19 protein-coding genes are annotated in these 18,119 nt (G+C 58.9%); 6 read left to right on the forward strand and 13 right to left on the reverse strand.

Features of this window, described 5'->3' with window-relative positions:
- The first annotated feature begins 57 nt into the window (after nucleotides 1–57).
- The gene (locus ACVW0B_RS01320) at nucleotides 58–540 is read left to right on the forward strand and encodes a hypothetical protein (RefSeq protein ID WP_457490758.1); all 483 of its coding nucleotides are present in this window, start codon (nucleotides 58–60) and stop codon (nucleotides 538–540) included.
- On the opposite strand, the gene ribB is transcribed toward ACVW0B_RS01320, so the two are convergent.
- From ribB to ACVW0B_RS01385, 13 genes are all read right to left on the reverse strand, one after another.
- Nucleotides 529–1,782 (reverse strand): 3,4-dihydroxy-2-butanone-4-phosphate synthase, encoded by a 1,254-nt coding sequence (ribB, locus tag ACVW0B_RS01325; RefSeq protein WP_457490759.1) that lies wholly within the window; start codon nucleotides 1,780–1,782, stop codon nucleotides 529–531. The genes ACVW0B_RS01320 and ribB overlap by 12 nt on opposite strands.
- Before the next feature lie 440 nt (nucleotides 1,783–2,222).
- Nucleotides 2,223–3,392 carry a molybdopterin-synthase adenylyltransferase MoeB gene (gene moeB / locus ACVW0B_RS01330; protein WP_011433659.1) on the reverse strand — a complete coding sequence of 390 codons (1,170 nt, stop codon included), beginning with the start codon at nucleotides 3,390–3,392 and terminating at the stop codon, nucleotides 2,223–2,225.
- 2 nt (nucleotides 3,393–3,394) lie between these two features.
- Nucleotides 3,395–3,676, reverse strand: a complete 282-nt coding sequence (locus tag ACVW0B_RS01335) for a MoaD/ThiS family protein (RefSeq protein WP_011433658.1) — start codon at nucleotides 3,674–3,676, stop codon at nucleotides 3,395–3,397.
- Nucleotides 3,677–3,922: 246 nt separating this feature from the next.
- Entirely contained in the window at nucleotides 3,923–4,411 is a 489-nt protein-coding gene (locus ACVW0B_RS01340; RefSeq protein ID WP_414522375.1) for a M67 family metallopeptidase, read from the reverse strand.
- 161 nt (nucleotides 4,412–4,572) lie between these two features.
- Nucleotides 4,573–4,869 (reverse strand): DUF6464 family protein, encoded by a 297-nt coding sequence (locus tag ACVW0B_RS01345; protein ID WP_414329336.1) that lies wholly within the window; start codon nucleotides 4,867–4,869, stop codon nucleotides 4,573–4,575.
- 119 nt (nucleotides 4,870–4,988) lie between these two features.
- Complete coding sequence (gene argH, locus ACVW0B_RS01350; protein WP_457473707.1) at nucleotides 4,989–6,422, reverse strand: argininosuccinate lyase; 1,434 nt, start codon at nucleotides 6,420–6,422, stop codon at nucleotides 4,989–4,991.
- Between the two features lie 153 nt (nucleotides 6,423–6,575).
- A complete protein-coding gene (locus ACVW0B_RS01355; protein ID WP_414329334.1) occupies nucleotides 6,576–6,794 on the reverse strand; it encodes a hypothetical protein in 219 nt (72 codons plus the stop codon).
- A gap of 471 nt (nucleotides 6,795–7,265) precedes the next feature.
- The gene (locus tag ACVW0B_RS01360; RefSeq protein ID WP_414342440.1) at nucleotides 7,266–8,963 is read right to left on the reverse strand and encodes a PP2C family protein-serine/threonine phosphatase; all 1,698 of its coding nucleotides are present in this window, start codon (nucleotides 8,961–8,963) and stop codon (nucleotides 7,266–7,268) included.
- Nucleotides 8,964–9,043: 80 nt separating this feature from the next.
- Nucleotides 9,044–10,213 carry a glycosyltransferase family 4 protein gene (locus tag ACVW0B_RS01365; RefSeq protein WP_457490760.1) on the reverse strand — a complete coding sequence of 390 codons (1,170 nt, stop codon included), beginning with the start codon at nucleotides 10,211–10,213 and terminating at the stop codon, nucleotides 9,044–9,046.
- A 139-nt stretch (nucleotides 10,214–10,352) separates the two neighbouring features.
- Nucleotides 10,353–11,894, reverse strand: coding sequence for an MFS transporter (locus ACVW0B_RS01370; RefSeq protein ID WP_457490761.1), 1,542 nt, complete (start codon nucleotides 11,892–11,894; stop codon nucleotides 10,353–10,355).
- Nucleotides 11,895–12,044: 150 nt separating this feature from the next.
- Nucleotides 12,045–12,389, reverse strand: coding sequence for an MgPME-cyclase complex family protein (locus ACVW0B_RS01375; RefSeq protein WP_414413585.1), 345 nt, complete (start codon nucleotides 12,387–12,389; stop codon nucleotides 12,045–12,047).
- Nucleotides 12,390–12,499: 110 nt separating this feature from the next.
- Nucleotides 12,500–12,961 (reverse strand): hypothetical protein, encoded by a 462-nt coding sequence (locus ACVW0B_RS01380; protein WP_457490762.1) that lies wholly within the window; start codon nucleotides 12,959–12,961, stop codon nucleotides 12,500–12,502.
- Nucleotides 12,962–13,122: 161 nt separating this feature from the next.
- Nucleotides 13,123–14,241: a class I SAM-dependent methyltransferase gene (locus ACVW0B_RS01385; protein ID WP_457396159.1), complete on the reverse strand. Its 1,119-nt coding sequence runs from the start codon at nucleotides 14,239–14,241 to the stop codon at nucleotides 13,123–13,125.
- A gap of 256 nt (nucleotides 14,242–14,497) precedes the next feature.
- Here ACVW0B_RS01385 and ACVW0B_RS01390 point away from each other — a divergent pair, with 256 nt between their 5' ends.
- From ACVW0B_RS01390 to ACVW0B_RS01410, 5 genes are all read left to right on the forward strand, one after another.
- Nucleotides 14,498–15,154 carry a response regulator gene (locus tag ACVW0B_RS01390; RefSeq protein WP_011433646.1) on the forward strand — a complete coding sequence of 219 codons (657 nt, stop codon included), beginning with the start codon at nucleotides 14,498–14,500 and terminating at the stop codon, nucleotides 15,152–15,154.
- A complete protein-coding gene (locus ACVW0B_RS01395; RefSeq protein WP_414329328.1) occupies nucleotides 15,154–15,846 on the forward strand; it encodes a queuosine precursor transporter in 693 nt (230 codons plus the stop codon). Before ACVW0B_RS01390 ends, ACVW0B_RS01395 begins: the two co-directional genes overlap by 1 nt.
- Before the next feature lie 142 nt (nucleotides 15,847–15,988).
- Complete coding sequence (psbZ, locus tag ACVW0B_RS01400) at nucleotides 15,989–16,174, forward strand: photosystem II reaction center protein PsbZ (protein WP_011433643.1); 186 nt, start codon at nucleotides 15,989–15,991, stop codon at nucleotides 16,172–16,174.
- A gap of 350 nt (nucleotides 16,175–16,524) precedes the next feature.
- Nucleotides 16,525–17,043, forward strand: coding sequence for a DUF2808 domain-containing protein (locus ACVW0B_RS01405; RefSeq protein WP_414331896.1), 519 nt, complete (start codon nucleotides 16,525–16,527; stop codon nucleotides 17,041–17,043).
- 222 nt (nucleotides 17,044–17,265) lie between these two features.
- Complete coding sequence (locus ACVW0B_RS01410) at nucleotides 17,266–18,108, forward strand: undecaprenyl-diphosphate phosphatase (RefSeq protein ID WP_457490763.1); 843 nt, start codon at nucleotides 17,266–17,268, stop codon at nucleotides 18,106–18,108.
- Nucleotides 18,109–18,119 lie beyond the last annotated feature (11 nt).

Here is an 18,119-nt window from a genome sequence, read left to right on the forward strand (position 1 = left end):
TGGAAATACGGTAAAAGCTCTCTCATTTTGATTCATCGCTGATCAGTCTTTACACGTATGGTGATCCTCGACTACGCCTCCGCCGATCATGACCATGTGGCAGTTACACGGGAAGGTTTCTGGGAGGCCATCCGCTTCCAAGACCATTTTTACGTCTTCAACCGGGGCTTTTCTCAGCTGCAAGAGGCCATCGCCAGTTGCCGCTACGACATGGATCACGGATCCCTGATCAGCCTCGTGGTGGTGCGCCCTCGGAGCTATGAGGTGTGGTCGCAGGTGGGATCCGACATTCCCGTCTTGCCGAAGCAACTCTTGAGCCCCACAGCCAGGGACTCCGTCTCGCCAGCGCGCCAGTGCTCCGCACCCCTGTCACCAGCGCGGAAGCGTCGCATAGCAATGACGGCTCCATCGGGGCCCGAACGTCCTTTCTGGTCTTTCTGGGGCTGGGGATCCAAGGCTTATGTGGTGGATGGCGAGCCGGCTGCACCCCAGTCTTTGTTCCACCATAGCCCTCGGCCCTACAACGCGCTACAGGCTTGAGCCGGAATCGGTTGCGCCAGCGTCGTGCAGCAACAGTTTCAGGGAACAGGACGGCTCCACGTGCAAATTGAGATCCGGCTCTTCCACCAGCAGGGGCACGCGCTCGGCCACTTCCAGGCCAAATCCTTTCAAGCCGCTGATGTGGCGAGAGGTGTTGCTGATCAGGCGCATTTTGCGCACCCCTACATCCCGTAGGATCTGGGCGCCGATGCCGTAATCGCGCAAGTCCATCGCCACCGGTGGCGCGGTTTCAGAAAGTCCCAGATCTTGCCGGGCGTAGGACTTGATTTGCTCGATGAGACTCAGCTCCTGCTCTTGCCGGCGCAGGTACACCAGTACCCCCTTGCCTTGGTGGTCGATCATCTTCAGGGCCGCTGTCAATTGGCGGCGACAATCGCAGCGCAGGGATCCCAGCGCATCCCCTAGGGGACACTCCACATGGACGCGCACCAAGACGGGCTCAGAGGCAAATTGGTCCGGATCCCCTTTCACCAGAGCCAGGTGCTCGACTTGGTTGAGGCTATCGCGGTAGCCGTAAACCCGAAACTGGCCGAACTCCGTCGGCAGGGTGGCGGCAGCCTCTCGGTGAACCAGTTGTTCGGTGCGCAGGCGGTACTCGATGAGGTGGGCGATGGTGATGATCTTCAAATCGTGCTGACGGGCATATTCGATCAACTGGGGCAGGCGGGCCATGGAGCCATCCGGGTTTTGGATCTCGCAAATCACCCCTGCCGGATACAGCCCGGCCAACATCGCCAGATCCACCGCTGCTTCCGTATGGCCAGCCCGTTTGAGTACTCCGCCCTCCCGTGCCCGCAGCGGAAAGACATGCCCAGGCCGGCGCAGATCTTCCGGTCGCGTGTGCGGGTGAATGGCCGCCTGAATGGTGCGAGAGCGATCGGCAGCGGAAATGCCGGTGGAAACTCCAGCCTCTGGCCCAGCATCAATGCTGACGGTGAAGGCAGTTTGGTTGCTGTCGGTGTTCTGCCCCACCATCAGCGGGATCTTCAGCTCATCGAGGCGGGATCCCTGCATGGCCAGGCAGATAAGGCCCCGCCCGTAGGTGGCCATGAAGTTGATAGCTTGGGGCGTGGCAAACTGGGCAGCACAGACCAGATCCCCTTCGTTTTCTCGGTTTTCGTCATCGACCACGATGACCATGCGACCACACTTGAGGTCTTCGAGGGCTTCGGGGATGGAGTGGAAGATCGTTTCTGTCTCGGCCTGCGGGATGGCACTCATGGAAAAAGGGAGAATCTGGCGCAACCGGCCCTGCGCACCGGATCTACCGGATCTATGGTGACATACTCCCGCACTCATGCTACGCGAAGCAATCCGTGCCGCTAAAGCGAGAGGGTGCGGGCTTCAAGGACTCCGTCCCGCTGACGCGAACAGTGACTCCAGTTAAGGACATTTCCTGAGCTTAAGGACTCCGTCCCGCTGGCGCGAAAAGGACGGGATGCCCCACCGCTCTGTACTTGATGTTTATAGCGGCAGTGCATAAAACCCTGCCACCTTGATTACAGCACCAATGAGGACAAAACACCATGCTCCCGCCTCTCCTACCGACCCTCACCCCGGCTAGTCACTAGCTACTAACCACTATCCACTAATAGAGGGCGGGGCTTCCCGGCGGTCTAGCTAAAGCAAACTGGGCAACAGCTAGGGATCCTGAGACAGGGTCAGTACTTGGGAATCGAGGGATCGTAAGCCTCTGCCCAGGCGAGGATCCCCCCGCGCAGGTTTTTTCCTTGGATCCCAGCAGCTTGTAGGATCTTCAGGGCTTTGGCCGAGCGTGCCCCACTCTTGCAGTGGACGATCAGCTCTGAGCCGTTAAGGAGGCGACGCACCTGCTCCACCCCGTCGCCGTTTTCAATTTGGGGCAGGGGGATCAGGTGAGCACCAGGGATCCGGCCTATCTCCCACTCGTTCGGGTTGCGCACATCGACCAACACAAAGTCTTGGTGAGCATCCATCCGCGCTTTCAGCTCGGCCACAGTGATCTCGGGGATCTCTGTCTGGCCAGCTTGTTCTGTGGCTTGGGCTGGCGGGATCCCGCAGAACTGCTCATAGTCGATAAGCTGGGTGATGGGAGGAGTGGCGGGGTTTTTGCGCAGCTTCAGCTCCCGGAAGCTCATGTTCAGGGCATCGTAAAGCAGCAGCCGCCCACTTAGGGTTGTGCCCACGCCCAGCAGGATCTTCACGGTTTCGGTAGCTTGAATAACACCGATGATGCCGGGGAGGATCCCCAACACTCCCCCTTCGGCGCAGGAGGGCACCAGTCCTGGTGGGGGCGGCTCGGGGTAGAGATCCCGGTAGTTGGGCCCATCTTCGTAGTTGAAGACCGTCGCTTGTCCCTCGAAGCGGAAGATCGAGCCGTAGACATTGGGCTTGCCCGTCAACACACAGGCATCGTTCACCAGGTAACGGGTGGGGAAGTTATCGGTGCCATCCACAATCACGTCATAGTTGGCAAACAGCTCCAGTGCGTTGTGGGCCTTCAGGGCGGTGTTGTAAACATCCACTTGACAGTGGGGGTTGATCTCCAGGATGCGGTTCTTGGCCGATTCCACCTTCGGCTTGCCCACCCAGGAGGTGCCGTGGATCACCTGCCGCTGCAGGTTGGACACATCCACCACATCAAAATCGACAATGCCGATCCGCCCCACGCCGGCTGCCGCCAAGTACAGCAACAGGGGCGAGCCAAGGCCGCCTGTGCCGATGCACAGCACTTTGCCCGCTTTCAGCCGCTTCTGTCCTTCTAGGCCCACCTCGGGCAGGATCAAATGCCGAGAAAACCGCTCCATCTCCTCGCGGGAGAGGCTGACTTGGCTGGTGTCCAGGTTCAACATGCTCACAACCCTCCGGCAATAGCAGGAACGATGCTGATGACGGCTTGTTCTCCCACGGGGGTGTTGTTGCCTTGGGGCAACGTGCGCACATCCTCGTCGTTGAGGTAGACATTGACAAAATTGCGCAGCTTCCCATCCTCGGTGTAGAGGTGGCGCTTCAGCTCGCCATAGCGGGCGATGAGGTTGCCCATCACTTCGCCAACATTGCTGCCCTCGATCTCGACAGCTTCCAGGTTGTCGGTGTAGGGGCGCAGGGGAGAGGGGATCAGAACTTTGGTTGCCATGGGAGTTCGGGGAGAGATCTTGGATATCTACTGGAGACTTTTGAGGATCCAGAGGATCTGGGCTGACCTATCCGTTTGTCGATCTTGTTGGGGCTGTCCACTGACTTTGAGGATTCAGCTATGTTACAGATAAGGTTCAGCACTAGACTACCGCTTTTTCCGGTGGCGCCCATCCCAGCTTTCAAGGATCCCAACTGAACTTAGCCGTGAACTTCAGCCTCAAACAGCGGCAAAGCCCAAACGACTCTAGCTTGCCAAAGCCGGGAGCGGGGGGATGCGAATGTCTTCCAGCATCTGCATCGGCTCCCGTTGGGGCTGCTCCTGCTCATCCAAAACCCAGCTCACCACCTCTTCTGCCTTGCCCTCGCGCACACTGACGATCACACAGGAAAAGCCCCAAGGAAAAGCATGCTGCCGATCAAACTCGGAGGGAATGGCCGCATGGTTGGGATGGGAATGATAGGTGCCCAGGATCCCCAGCCCTTTGCGCACCGCATGGTCGTTGGCCCGCTTGAAATCCGCCGGATCGATCAAAAAGCGGCGGCGGCTGGATTCCCCGTCTGCCAGAGGGTTTTCCGCTTGATCCCAGGTGTTGGCTACTGCCCAAAGCTCGTGGATGATCTTGTCGGATCCCCGGATTTCCCCAATTAAAATGCCGCAGCTCTCGTGGGGAAAGGCTTGTTCGCCGTGCTGGCGGATGCTGTGAAGGTGGTCTGCCGAGAGGTAGAGGGCCATGAATCTCGCCTTTGCCGATGGAGTTACCGTTCTTTTATTCTGGCACAAGTTGGCCGGGGATCCCTCAACTTAGCTACAGCGGATGCCATTGGGGCGCAACGGGCAGGCCGTTCCGCAGAGGCCGCCGCTGCTGAAAATGTTCGGCCACCAGTGTGGCGCGGTCAGACCCGTCCATCGAGTGAACCCAGAGGTGGCTCTGGCTTTGGAGGGGTGACGGGGGCATAGTGGGGGCAACCCTGGCACGGCCCTTGGGGATGGACGGCACAGCGCAACCAAGCCGAGTGGGCACTGAAAACACAAGAGGGATCCCCCAGGGGTGGGCCAAATTCGCCGGCCCGTTGACGGCGCAGCAGCACCACTTGCCGTCGCCAATCTTGCAAAAATCGGCTGTAGGCGCGTTCCCGCCAGCGACGCTTGGCCGCATTTTCGAGGACGTGGGCGGTGAGGTTATCCAACATGGAACGATACCCAGGGAAGAGGCCAACAGGCTGGGAGTTGCGTTGGATGGCTGAGAACCTCAGGATGGCACACACTGGCGAGAAGAACCCAAGAATTGCAAACTCTCCTTGAGTTCAGTTTAAGTTTGTGGAGTTTCTTCCGATGGCTCTGGCTGCTGGTGGCGGGCCTGGGCCCGTTGCAGGGCTTCTCGCACCACAGCAAAGCCCGTTCCCCCGGCGCTGAGCCGCGCGGCCACCACCTGGCGGGGATCGATGGCCGTCAAAATGTCCGCCTCAAAGGCCGGGTGGAAGGTTTTCCAGCGCTCCAAGGGCAGATCCCGCAGCAGGATCCCCTCTGCCAAACAAATGCGCACAATCTGCCCCACCAAATCATGGGCTGTGCGAAAGGGGATCCCTTTGCGCACCAAGTAGTCGGCCACATCGGTGGCGTTGGAGAAATCTTCCTGCACAGCAGCCGCCATGCGCTCAGGTTGAAATTGGATCCCTTCCCGCAGCAGAAGGGTCATCGCCTCTAGGCAGGCTTTCAGGGTATCGACCGTGTCGAATAGTCCCTCTTTGTCTTCTTGGAGATCTTTGTTGTAGGCCAGCGGCAGCCCCTTCAAGGTGACCAACAAAGCCTGGAGATGGCCAAACACCCGCCCCGCCTTGCCGCGCACCAACTCCGGCACATCGGGATTTTTCTTCTGGGGCATGAGGCTGGAGCCGGTGGCACAGGCATCGGTGAGGGTGACAAAGCCGAACTCCTGGGAAGCCCAGAGGATCATCTCTTCCGAGAGGCGGCTGAGATGCACCAAAATCAAGCTGGCGGCAGCGTGGAACTCCACCAGGTAGTCCCGGTCGCTGACGGCATCCAAGCTGTTGGCGCTGATCCGCTCAAATCCCAGCAGATGGGCGGTGAGCTGCCGATCGATGGGCAGAGAAGTGCCGGCCAAAGCTCCGGATCCGAGGGGGCAGACATTCACCTCTTCCCGCACCCGCCCCAGCCGTTGCCAGTCTCGCCAGAACATTTCTTCATAGGCCAAGAGGTGGTGGGCTAAGCTAATCGGCTGAGCCCGTTGCAGATGGGTGTAGCCGGGCAGGATTGTCTCCAGATGCCGCTCGGCCAAGTCCAACAAAACTCCGCGCAGCTCCCAGAGGGCTTGACGAAGGTGATCGATCTGATCCCGCAGATAGAGGCGCAGATCGGTGGCCACTTGGTCGTTGCGGGAGCGCCCGGTATGCAGTTTTTTTCCCACTTCCCCCACCAAAGCCACCAAACGACGCTCGACGGCATAGTGGACATCCTCTGCCTCTGGATCGGGCCGGAAGGTGCCGGCAGCCGCCTCCTGTTGGATCTGCTCCAATCCCCACCGGATCTGGTCGGCCTCTTGCTGGGTCAGGATGCCACAAGCGGCCAACATCTGCACATGAGCCAGGGATCCGGCCACATCGTAGGGCAGCAGGCGGATGTCGAAGCCGATACTGGCGTTGAAGCGGGCGATGGCAGGATGCAGGGATCCCTCGAAGCGTTGGCTCCAGGGGCGAGGGGTGGAAGTTACCGTCGGCTCAGACATCGGCTGGGAACCGGAAGAATGGGGAGAAGGATTGACCACCGTAGGAAGACCCCACTGCAGTTGTGGAGAAAAAACACAGAAACCGACCGCCGACGGCCAAAACCCCGCCGGCCCAGGCCCAATGGATCCAGCTAGAGCAATGGCGACAAGGCTCTAGTGGGAGCTGGTGATGCTCTTGAGCATGTAGCCCGCCACGATCCCTATCAAAAGCGCCCAAATTTGGCCCGATTCCACAAAGCCATTCCAACCCTTGCGGATATCGCCCAGCACATCCTGTCGGAACACCTGCCCGACAATCATTTCCGTCTGGAAAGCCGCGGGGGCCGGCAAGTAAACCGAGGCGGTTTCAGACCCAGAAGGAGAGAAGTTCATGGTTGTACCTCAGGTGTAGATAACACAGTGCAGCCAACCTGGTAGCTCCACCAGCTAGAGCGTACCGCTCTGAAAGACCTACGAAACGCCAACAAACACTTCCACTCGCACCGGCGGCGCGGAGTGCTCAGCGTCTGCCGCGCTTCTGCTTTCTTCCTGCCTTAACGAACTATGGCTGGCAGCAGAGATCACCCCCACTGCCCCGCCAGAGGGATCTCCACAGGCGTGACTTCCCCGCAAGCTGCAGGTAGCCGCTCCTTGCTCTCTGAGAGAGCCACACAGACTAAAGCTGGAGCAGGCTTTAGCCCATGCAGAACGCATGCCAGAACTAACCAACTAGCCTAGTAGTCCGGCAAAACCACGTCAACCAACCCACCGTTGCTGCCCAGCCCAGTAGCGTTGAGTAGCTTGCTTGAGCTATTGTGAGCGTTGCGGCCTGCTGTCATTAACCCTGAGTTTGAACTTTTTTAACTAGGCTGGCTCGGAGTCGGGCAACACCTTCAACACCACCAGCGTTGTGTCGTCCACGGGCTCAGGCCGCAGGGAAATCTCGTCCTGCAACAGGAGCTCTGGATCCTCGGGCAGCCATAGGGGAAGAGGATGGGATCCCCGACGGCCTCGGAAGGCATCCATCTGCTCAAACAAGCTCTCCAAAATGTCTTCGGGGGAGTCGTAGCGACGGGCAGCGTACTGGATGGCGTCCATCAGCCCAGAGGTTTCCAAGCGCTCGCCGCGGGTGTTGGCTGTCTCCGTGTAGCCATCGGTGTAGTACACCACCACATCCCCGGGTTGCAGTTGCACGCAGCTTTCCGAGTAGTGGCTGTTTTCTTCCAAGCCGATCAGCGCCCCCTCTGTGTCCAGGGGTTGAATTTCTCGGGTGCGGGCCTGCCACCACAGGGTGGGGTTGTGGGCCGCGTTGCTGAAGCAGAGGCGATGGGAGCGGGGATCGTACTCCGAATAAAACAGGCTGATGAAGCGATTGGAGTTTTCCAGGTCACTGTACATGGCCCGGTTCAGATGTTGCAGAACACGGGCCGGCGAATGGCGGTTGAGGGCCTCCGCCCGCACCATGGCGCGGGTCATGGTCATCAACAGGCCGGCGGGCACCCCTTTGCCCATCACATCCCCAATGACGATGGCCAAGCGAAAGCCTGCCGTTTCTTCAGGTGAGTCGGATGTTTCCAGGCGTTCGCCGGGAATCTTGATGAAGTCGTAGTAGTCACCCCCCACTTTGCTGGCCACCCGGCAACGGGCTGCCAGGCGAATGCCTTTGACTTGAGGGCACTCCCGAGGTAGCAGTTGGGTCTGGATGTAAGAGCCAATCTCCATTTCTTTTTCCAGGGCCATCTTGCGGCGCAAGGCTGCCGTCAAGCGGTCATTTTCGATGGCCACCCCTGCCTGATCGGCGACCAAGCGCAACAGTTGTTGGCGACGTTCATCCCAGTGGTAGCCAGGCTGACGGCTGAAGACGTACAAGCGACCCTGGACAGAGTTGCGAATCAGCAGCGGCGTGCCGAAAAGGCGTACATCCGGCCCCAAGCTCTGGCGGAACCGTTCGTCCAAGAGGTGTTCAAGGGCAGGGATCTTAACAGACAGGGATCCCTCCGTTTTGAGAATGGGCTCTTGAGCCGAGAGGGTCTGGGTAATTTGCTCCATCTCAGCCCGAATCTGCTCGCGGTGATTGAGATCAGAGCAATGCAGTTGATCCAACTGGATGGTGCCGTTGGGATTGAACAAAACCAGGGCTCCGCCTTCGGCATCGGTCAGTTGGCTGGCCACAAAAGCCGTCAGCTCCAGGATCTGGTTCAAGTTGTTAAAAGAGCGCAGAGCAAAAGCCAGCCACGCCAGCAGATACTGCATCCGATGGTGTTCTCTCTCCAGTTCTGCCACCCGATCCGGCATTGCAGGGGCAGGCACAATGGCCGGCTTGACCTCCGGCAGCTCTCTATCATCGGACGCAACGGCACCTGAAGAGGTGGGATCCTCATCCTGGCCGGTCTGAGCTGAGCGCAAGTCCCCCGAATTGTCCGTGGGCGACAGCGACGGAGCATTGGGGGGGAGGGGATTTTTGCCCGAATCCTGGGCCAGCAAGGACTCTGACCACAAAGAATCTGACAGCCCGGCAGGGGGCTGCCCTAAAACGGCCTTTTGGGGGCTGTGATCATCCATCGGGAAGACTGGCGTTAATCCCTTGGAAACGTAACGAAACAGCTTAGCAAAAATATCACAAGCTTCATCACACTCATCCCTCACACCCAGCGAGGCTGACGGGATCCCTGGCACAGCTCTCGGTAGAGCTGTTCCACCTGGCTGAGGTTGTGGCTGAGGGTATAGCGCTCCAGCACCCGCTGGCGGGCCTTCATCCCCAGCAGTTGGGTAAACTCCCGTTGATCCCGCAGCAAAGGCAGCAGCGTTTGCAGCTCTGCTGTCACCCGTGTCGGATCCAGCAGGATCCCGGCTCCATCGGCCAAAACCTCGCCATCGGCACCCACATCGGTGGCCACTGCTGCCAGCCCACAGGCCATCGCCTCCAACAGGGACAAAGAGAGCCCCTCGATTAAAGAGGGCAAAATAAACACATCGGCTCCTCGCAAGATCTCGATGCGTTGCTGCTCGTCGGCAATATAGCCCAGCCAGTGGATCCCATGTTGAAGGGTGTAGAAGGGCTTGAGGGTGTTGAGCAGCGGCCCATCCCCCACGATCAGCAGACCACACTTCTCCCCCATTTGGGAGTGTTTCCAAGCCTTGAGCAGGGCCTCCAGGTTTTTCTCCGGCGAAACCCGCCCCTGATAGACGAAGATCCGCTCCAGTCCCAACCGCTGTTTGAGGGTGGAGGGCCCAGGCGCATACTTGTCCACATCCACACCATTGGGAATGACCACCACCTGCTGGGGGCTCACCCCCAGTTTGACCAAGATCTCCCGTTGCGTTTCCGAGAAGACAATGGTGCGGTGATAGTTGGCCAAACACGGGGCGTAGAGCTGGTAGGCCAAGTATTGGGTGCGAGAGGCGATGTTGCGCCGCCGCCGGTCGAAGGCCGGGTGGAAGGTGGCCACCAGCGGCTGGTTGAGCTCAGCACAGATCTCCGGCAGCACAAAGTCGATGGGAGAAATGGTCAAGGAGGCATGCACCAGATCCGGCTGCAATTCCTTGAGGGCCTGGGTGAGCAACCGCTTGGCGTTGGGGGCCGGGATCGTGTAAATCTGCGATTTGTACAGACAGGGGAGGGAAACGTCACGGCGATCCGGCTCCGCCCTCCAGCCTTCACCTCCAGGATCCAGGGCGGGCGGTTGGCCGTCGTTGGTGAAGTGAAAAAAGCTGACTTGATGGCCCCGCTCCAAAAGGCCGTTGGTCACCTCGCGGCTGTAGGTGACGTTGCCACAGAAAGGTGTTTTTTTGCCTATCCAGGCGATATGCATGGGCGGATCCCCGCGGAGCTGAAACGCTGAGCTGCAAAGGGAGTCTCGATTCTTAAACCTCTACAAGAGTAGCAGAGTTAGCTCCTGCCTTGGCCCGTCCCCTCGGAAGAGGATATCCAACCTCGCGCTGCGGCAGGATTTACGAGACCTCTCTGCCCAATAAGCTCCAGGTGTACAGCCCCGCCAGCCCCGCCAGAACAGACAGGGCCACAAACATCCAGGGAAGGCCAAGGCGGGCTTCTGCCAATCCCGTGAACACCAGCGGCAAACTGAGGGCAATGTTGGCGGCGTTGTTCTGGAGCCCAAAGATCTTGCCTCGCAGATGGTCAGGCGTTTCCTCTTGGATCAAGGTTTGCATCGGCACCGCCACCAGAGCCCCGCCACAGCCCAACAGGGCAATCCAGCCCAAGCTGGGCAGCAGCCAGTGGGTCGTCCAGGAGAGGGCTGCCAGAGCCCCACAGAGCAGCAGGGATCCCAGCCCAATCCAGGCGCGGCGGCTCACCCGTCGGCCCGTATGGCCCACCCAAAAGGCGCCGATCCCCATGCCCAGGCCAGCAGCGGCCAACAACACCCCGAACTGATCCGGCTTCAGCTCTGCCATCACTTCGGCCATGCGCACCGCCAAAACTGCCAGCGCCGCAAACAGCGAGTAAAGCACCACCACCTGCACCAAAGCAGCTCGGATCAGGGGCACCTGGCCGACATAGTGCAGGCCCAAGCGGAGATCTTCCCAGAGGTGGGGGACTTCCCAACGCCGGGGCTCCAGCTTCTCGTGGGGTTGCAGCAGCAACAGCAGGGATCCCGCCAAGAGGTAGGCTCCTCCCACCAACAGCTCCGGCCCCACTTCCCAGCCCGGCAACCAATGGCGTACCCAACGATCTGCCAGGGTTAACAGCGGCTCCCCCACGGCAAACCCGACGATCAGCGAAGCCATCATCGTGGTGGTGTACAGGGAGTTGGCCGCCAGCAGCTCTCGCTTCGGCAGGATCAGGGGCAAAGTCGCCTGCTCGGCAGGAGCAAAAAACTGGGTCAGAACCGAGACGGCAAAGCTCACCAGCAACAGCCCCGCAAACCCCAAGGGGATCCCCGGCCAAAGGTCGCGCCCGGCAGTGAGCCAGAGCAGCGGCGGCAACAGCAGCACTAGGATCCCACGCCCCAGGTTGGAGAGCACCAACACCCCTTTTTTCAGCCAGCGATCCACAAATACCCCTGCCAGGCTGCCCAATAGCATCGCCGGCAGCGTAAAAGCCAGCATGATGGCCGAGACCCAACCGCTGATGGAAGCCCCTTCCGGCTGAAATTCGCGGGCAACCAACCCAATCAGCAGCACCAACAACACCTTGTCCGCCAACTGGGAACACGCCTGCCCCATCCACAGCAGCAGGAAATTGCGCCGGCGCAGCACGGTTACAAAGTTGCTCAGGCCCGGCTCAGACAGACCTTGATCTTCCTTCTCTGCTTTTTGCCCCTTTTCGGGATCCTCAGGGGGTGGCCCTGGCAAGGGATCCCCGGAAGAATGCTCCAGCAAGCTGAGGGTGGAGCTTGCTGTCGGCTCAGGCGAGAGAGCTTCTGACTTCAGTCCCCAACTTGGCGTTGATGCAGGTAGATCCCGGAGAGGGGAACTGGGGTGGCAGATCCCTGCCCCTCCTTGTGGCCAATCCCATCGTTGCTCCCAAGTCATGATGCTCCCCAGGTGACCTGCCCATTTCCCCGACGTCGGCCCCACAACAGAATGGGATCCCGTCAGCAAACAAAAGTGGAAATGGGGTGCCCCGATCTTATCTTGGCCCGCCTTCCAATCCACCAACCCAAATCTTGGGAATCGGCAGGCCTAGCTTCCTGCGGCAGACAAGGAGCGCAAGGGATCCGGGATCGACTCGCTGGGAGCCACAAAGCTGCCTTTTTCCACAAAAGTCAGGCGCAGGCTCAGCCAACGAATAAAATCCGCGTTGGTGGATACCACTGCCCCCAGGGGCTCCTTCAACTTGTCCCGCAGGGGCTTTAACTCTGGAGCCTCCATGAAGGCCGGCTGCGGCACCCAGAAGAAATCGACAGGGTGATGGTGCTCCTCGCAGTATCGACGACGCTCCTCCAACACCTCTTCCAGAGGCTCAGAACGTAAGAAAGACAGGCTGGCAACGACAAAATGATAGGTGGCCAGTTCGGCTGCAGACATAAGACTAAGATCGCTAGGTCGCTGTGAAACTATCAAGCTGTGAAACTATGCAAGAGTAAAGGCCAGAGTCGGGCGTCCACGGCTTCCGCTGCGAGCTCTGGCTCTATCCTTTAGAGATGGGCAGATTTGAGCAGATGCGGAGCCGGATCGCGGGAGCTACACAGCGGCTGACAGTCTTCCAACTGCCGGAGAACGGGTAGCCGCGCCATGACTTCCTCAGGGGGCATGGAGTGTTCTGAAGCCTGCTTGAGGGTCGGTAGAGCCTGAGCTGCCCATTCCCGAGCCCAGGGAGCGGACTCAGGAGTTTCCTTCTCCTCCAACAGCTCTTGGCAAAGGGCAGTTGAGCGCTCCAAGTCGCCGCTGCCCTGATAAGCCATAATCAGAGCCACACGAGCCAAAACGCATTCTTCCGGATTTGCCCTCGAGCCATTGCGCTCGCTCAGGCGGTGCTCCTGTCTCTCTTGGATGGAACAGCAGTAGCAGAACGACTCGAGAAGGTTGATCGCCTCCAGGTAGCGCTCCTGCTTGAGAGCAGTAATGCCGGCGCGGAGGGATCCATGGGGGTGGGACATGAGCCTAAGTACAAGAAAAGAGTTCAGACGGACTTGCACCTGAAGGTTATCCAGTCAGTGGCCCGTCTTCTCATCCAAGGTTTCGTGTCTAAAACTACTATACACCCTCTGGACAAGTGACCGCCGATTTACTCTTCCTCTTAAGCTTGTGGAAAGGGCGCTCAACCTTTACGGGCTAGGGTGTAGGTGCTGACATAGTGAGTTTCTCGGCGCAACACCGCACAGCCTGCCTGCTGCAGGCGCGCCCCCAAATCGTCGTGGATATAGTCGCGGTAGTAGGGTTCGTGGAAGGTTTGCATAAAGGCTTCCATCGTCTCCTTCAGCTCTGGCGAATCCAGCAGTTGCACCGAGTCGCAGATGACCACCACGCCCCCTGGCTTCACCACCCGACTCATCTCGTTGATGACATTTTGTCTGGCCGGGCCAGGCAGCTCATGAAAGAGAAAAACGCTGATGACGGCGTCAAAGGTGGCATCGGCATAGGGCATGGCCTCGGCGTTGGCGCGGATAAGCTGGGGCAGCTCCCCCGGCAGCTCCTGCAACAGTCGGTTGGCCTTGCGCAGATAGGCGGGGGAAAGATCCAGACCGTACAAAGCCGCTTTGGGCAGGGATCCCCGCAGTAGGCGCAGCATCCGCCCCGTGCCACAAGCTACATCGAGGATGTGGGGGCTGACCAAGGTGGGATCCAACGCATCTTTGAGCAGGCGAATCACCCGACGGCGCATTGCATCCGCTGTGCCCCCAAACAGCAGCTCCACCTGCAGGTCATAAAGCTCAGCCGAGCTGTCGCTCAGATAGCCGTTGGTTTGGTAATGAAAATTTTGCAGGTAGTATTTCGGATAGCCCTCGGTGGAGATGTCTTGAGAAAACTCTTGGTAACGCTTGCTGTGAACCCGCCGAGTAATTTGCGGCAAATCCAACCACACCTGTGGGTAATAGCGAGCAAAGTCCAGCCAGGGGTTGTCGAACAGGAGCGCGTGAGGGTAGTACCCTGCCTCAGCATCTTGCCAGTCCGCTTGCAGGAGTTGTTCGTAACGGGCCCGCAACACCTGTAGCGTGTCAGCGCTCACCCGCACCTTGGCCCGCGGCGGCGGGGTTCTTCCGGAGGAGAAGCTTTGCAGATCCCTGAGCACCGAGAGCATCAGATCTGAAGCTTGGGTGGAGAGCGCTTTGTGGGCAAAGCCGAAGATGTTTTTGCCCCACTGAAAAGCGCGGTAGGCAGCTTCTCCGACTGGAGATGGGATCGGCAGCGACAGCTCAGGACTTAGTTGTAGGCTCATAACCCTGCAAGGTGCGAATGAAGAATGAAGGCTTAACGTTTGTTTACACTTAAATTATAGCAAGGCGGCCACGCCGGGCCGGCAGCCGCTGGGCGCGGGGAAAACCTGGCGGAATTGGATCCCTGAGCACACCCCATCTGGCCAAGCAGGGGAGTACTCTAGTGGTGTCCTCAAAAGGATGTCCCCGATTGCCCTATGAGCTGGAGGAAGGGGCTGATCAGGTCGATTTGATAATGGGAAGAGGGAGCGCCTCAGCATGACAACCAAGACGGTGTTGGTCATTGACGATAGCATCATGATTCGCAAGATGGTGGCCAGCATCTTGGCCGATCAGTTCCAAGTGGTGGAGGCCAAAGACGGGTTGACAGGGCTGGAAGCGGCCAAAAAACATCACCCCGACCTGATCCTGCTGGATTTTGTCATGCCCAAGATGGATGGCTACGACACCTTGCAGGCCATCCGCCGCGAAGACAGTCTGAAAAATACTCCTATCATCATGATGTCGGGGCTGAAGGAACAGGTGACTGCCCGCATTCCTGAGCCCTTTGTCGATTTTGATTTCATCGAGAAACCGTTTGAGGCAGATGCCCTTTTGGCTCTTATCCAAAAGGTCCTCCAGGTTGCCCCTGCCGCTGCACCGGAGCCGGGATCCGAAACCAACACCCAACTGATTCTGAACCGGCTCACCGCTATCGAGACGCTGCTGATTCAAGGTACGGAAAACTTGATCCAGCGGGAGGTGGTGGCGCGGCTTTCTGGGATCAACCAACGCCTGGCGCGTCAGGAATCCCGCAGCAGCAATCTGGAGGCCCAGATCAGCAAGCTCGCCGGCGAAGTGGAGCGACATGCCCAGGGTTTGGCCTTGATCGTCAAGGAGCTGCGACAGATCCGTAAACTTCTAGGAGGATCCTGATGTCTGAGAGGGTTTTTGAGCGAGCTTATCGACACCTAGATGCGGTGACGGCTCTATTTGTAGCCGTGCTGCTGATTTCCAACATCGCCTCGACCAAGATCGTTCTTCTGGGGCCCTTTACCTTTGACGGGGGCACCATTCTCTTCCCCCTCAGCTATATCTTTGGCGACATCCTCACGGAGGTCTATGGCTATGCCCGCTCGCGACGGGTGATCTGGCTGGGATTTCTCTCGGCGGCCCTCATGTCGGTAACGTTCATGATCGTGGGATCCCTGCCGGCCGCCCCCGACTGGCCCTATCAAGAAGCCTACGACCAGATTCTGGGCCTGACGCCCCGCCTTGTGCTGGCCAGCTTAATCGCCTATTGGGGAGGCAGCTTTGCCAACGCCTATGTACTGGCCCGCATGAAGGTGTGGACGCGGGGACGGTGGCTGTGGACACGCACCATCGGCTCTACCCTGGTGGGCCAAGCGGTGGATACTGGACTGTTTGTCACCTTGGCCTTCTGGGGGGTGTTCCCCGGCCTGGGCAGCTTAATACTCTCCAACTATGTGTTCAAGTGTGCCGTTGAGGCGGCGTTCACGCCCCTGACCTATGCCATTACCGGCTGGCTAAAGCAGCAAGAACAAGAAGACTACTTCGATGTGGCAACCGACTTTAACCCCTTCCGCCTCCAGCCTGTGTCTAGATGAATCCATCAGCCGCCTCAACGGATCTGGCCTTGGGAGGGATCCTATTTTGGTATAGTCAGAGCGTCATCCTATTTATCCTGCTGCCGTCCGGTGTTGCCGGGAGCTTTTATCCAAGACAAGACTTTTGTGAGGGATCCGCAAGATGATGCTTGTTTTCCAAATTGCTTTGTTGGTGTTGGTGCTTTACAGCTTGCTCTTGGTGGTGGCGGTGCCAGTGCTCTACAGCTCAGCCAGCGACTGGAGCCGGGCCAAAAATGTGATTTTGGTGGGATCCCTGCTCTGGGTGCTAATGGTGATCGGGGTGGGGGTGCTGAGTTTCCTCAAGTGAAGCCGTAGAAGGGCGAGGGCCAATCCACCGAAGGTCACCTTGTGGTCGCAATCAGCGTTGCGTGGGAGCTGCACCGTGGGTGTGGCGGCCCAAAGTTTTTGTCTGGGATCCTGGACGAACTACGCACTTCCGCACCTCGATAAGCCTTAAGCTCTCTCGGTAGAGGGGATCCCATCCCCTACAATGGACGGCGAGGCGTCGGCCTTGCTTGCCATCGGTCAGGCTGTCTACAGGCCGCGCTAGTGAGCTTTGAAGGTGCTGAGGTGTTTCAACCAGCGGAGGTTTGGGTGTTGAGAGCAGTGATGAGAGCAGGGAAATGTTCGCAGGAACTTGGCCTTGCTCGGCGAGGAATGAGGCTGGCCTTGGCGGGCCTGTTGATGGGGAGCCTGGGATCCCTGATGGTGCCCCATTCTGCAGAGGCGCAGTCGGGTTTGGTGATCACCGGCAGTGAAGGGGTACCTGTCCTCAGCTATCGGCTCGATTTTGGCGGGGTTCGCAGTCGTTTGGATCGCTATCGCCTGACCATTCCCCCCCAGAATGTGGCGGTGGCAGAAGTGCAGATCAACGGGGACAGGAATTTCGATGGCCGCATCGATCCGGAAAGTGTCCGCCTGGAGGTAGAAGGCCGGCCTGTAGAGCTGGATCAAGTGTACTGGAACGAGGAGTTTCGCTCTCTGGAGGTGGTGGCCCGTCAACCCATTGCTGCCGGCCAGGAGATCCGTCTGGTGCTCTCCAATGTGCGCAACCCCTCGTCTGCCGGCATCTATCGGGTGGAGGCGCGGGTACGGGGTACGGAACCCAACCCCCTCTTCCGGAATGTGGGCAACTGGCTGATTACCATTGAAGACCCAGAGCGGATTGGCTTCTGATCTATTGACCCGATGATCTGACCTACTGTTGATCTTTGCGGCGATCCTATAGGCACAGCCCTTTTGCGGGTCTGGGACAGCGACACCCAAGTTCCCGGCCAGTTGGGGTGGGATCCCTCTGCAAGTGTTTGTTAGCCGTGGTATGGGCTGCTGGAAAAAGCCGGAGTTCTGAGTTTTTCTAAGAATGGGGATTGTGCAAATCCGGCAAGTTTGGGTGGGGGAGTGTTTACCTTGTTGCTTGCTGACACTTGGTATCCCGATTGGTGGCAGGCTCTAATTTTGGGCATGGTGCAAGGGATCACCGAATTTCTGCCCATTAGCAGCACGGCCCATCTGCGGGTGTTTCCGGCTTTGGTGGGGTGGCCGGATGCGGGAGCTTCGTTTACGGCGGTGATCCAGTTGGGCAGTTTGGGGGCGGTGCTGATCTACTTTGCCTCTGACCTGCGCCAGTTGATCCTGGGCTCTTGGAAGGCTTGGCGAGAACGAGATTTTCAGCAGGAGCCTTGGCGGCTGTCGGTCGGGATCTTGGTGGGAACAGTGCCAATTGTGGTTGCCGGCTGGGCCATCAAGGCCATTTGGGGATCCCCGCCCCGCCAGTTGTGGGTGATCGCCACCGCAGCCATTGGCTTGGCTTTGTTGTTGGGCTGGGCAGAGCAAACGGGCAAACGCCAGCGAGACCTTCACAGCTTGGGCATTGGGGATGGGATCTGGGTGGGGCTGGCCCAAGCTTTGTCCCTGATCCCTGGGGTGTCGCGCTCCGGCTCGACGCTGACGGCAGGGCTGTTTCTCCATTTGCAACGCCCGGCTGCCGCCCGTTACTCCTTCTTGCTGGGGATCCCGGCATTATTTTTGGCGGGGGTTGTGGAGTTTATCTCCGAGTTCGAGGCAGAGGCCCTGCTGCCGCAGGGGTTGGGCACTCTTTCTGCTTTTGTCTTTTCCTATCTCTCTATCGATTGGCTGATTAAGTTTTTGCAGCGCAGCAGCACTTGGCTGTTCATCGTCTATCGGATTGGCTTTGGCCTGTTCATTTTCTTGGGGTTGGCCCTGGGGTTCCTGAAACCCTAGGCTGGGTTTTG

Source organism: Thermostichus sp. MS-CIW-23 (genome assembly GCF_054059455.1).

Bases quoted from the DNA above. Each gene is read 5' to 3' on its own strand.
- ACVW0B_RS01320 (WP_457490758.1), top strand. From the start codon at position 58: ATGGTGATCCTCGACTACGCCTCCGCCGATCATGACCATGTGGCAGTT.
- ribB (WP_457490759.1), bottom strand. From the start codon at position 1,782: ATGAGTGCCATCCCGCAGGCCGAGACAGAAACGATCTTCCACTCCATC.
- moeB (WP_011433659.1), bottom strand. From the start codon at position 3,392: ATGTTGAACCTGGACACCAGCCAAGTCAGCCTCTCCCGCGAGGAGATG.
- ACVW0B_RS01335 (WP_011433658.1), bottom strand. From the start codon at position 3,676: ATGGCAACCAAAGTTCTGATCCCCTCTCCCCTGCGCCCCTACACCGAC.
- ACVW0B_RS01340 (WP_414522375.1), bottom strand. From the start codon at position 4,411: ATGGCCCTCTACCTCTCGGCAGACCACCTTCACAGCATCCGCCAGCAC.
- ACVW0B_RS01345 (WP_414329336.1), bottom strand. From the start codon at position 4,869: ATGTTGGATAACCTCACCGCCCACGTCCTCGAAAATGCGGCCAAGCGT.
- argH (WP_457473707.1), bottom strand. From the start codon at position 6,422: ATGTCTGAGCCGACGGTAACTTCCACCCCTCGCCCCTGGAGCCAACGC.
- ACVW0B_RS01355 (WP_414329334.1), bottom strand. From the start codon at position 6,794: ATGAACTTCTCTCCTTCTGGGTCTGAAACCGCCTCGGTTTACTTGCCG.
- ACVW0B_RS01360 (WP_414342440.1), bottom strand. From the start codon at position 8,963: ATGGATGATCACAGCCCCCAAAAGGCCGTTTTAGGGCAGCCCCCTGCC.
- ACVW0B_RS01365 (WP_457490760.1), bottom strand. From the start codon at position 10,213: ATGCATATCGCCTGGATAGGCAAAAAAACACCTTTCTGTGGCAACGTC.
- ACVW0B_RS01370 (WP_457490761.1), bottom strand. From the start codon at position 11,894: ATGACTTGGGAGCAACGATGGGATTGGCCACAAGGAGGGGCAGGGATC.
- ACVW0B_RS01375 (WP_414413585.1), bottom strand. From the start codon at position 12,389: ATGTCTGCAGCCGAACTGGCCACCTATCATTTTGTCGTTGCCAGCCTG.
- ACVW0B_RS01380 (WP_457490762.1), bottom strand. From the start codon at position 12,961: ATGTCCCACCCCCATGGATCCCTCCGCGCCGGCATTACTGCTCTCAAG.
- ACVW0B_RS01385 (WP_457396159.1), bottom strand. From the start codon at position 14,241: ATGAGCCTACAACTAAGTCCTGAGCTGTCGCTGCCGATCCCATCTCCA.
- ACVW0B_RS01390 (WP_011433646.1), top strand. From the start codon at position 14,498: ATGACAACCAAGACGGTGTTGGTCATTGACGATAGCATCATGATTCGC.
- ACVW0B_RS01395 (WP_414329328.1), top strand. From the start codon at position 15,154: ATGTCTGAGAGGGTTTTTGAGCGAGCTTATCGACACCTAGATGCGGTG.
- psbZ (WP_011433643.1), top strand. From the start codon at position 15,989: ATGATGCTTGTTTTCCAAATTGCTTTGTTGGTGTTGGTGCTTTACAGC.
- ACVW0B_RS01405 (WP_414331896.1), top strand. From the start codon at position 16,525: ATGAGGCTGGCCTTGGCGGGCCTGTTGATGGGGAGCCTGGGATCCCTG.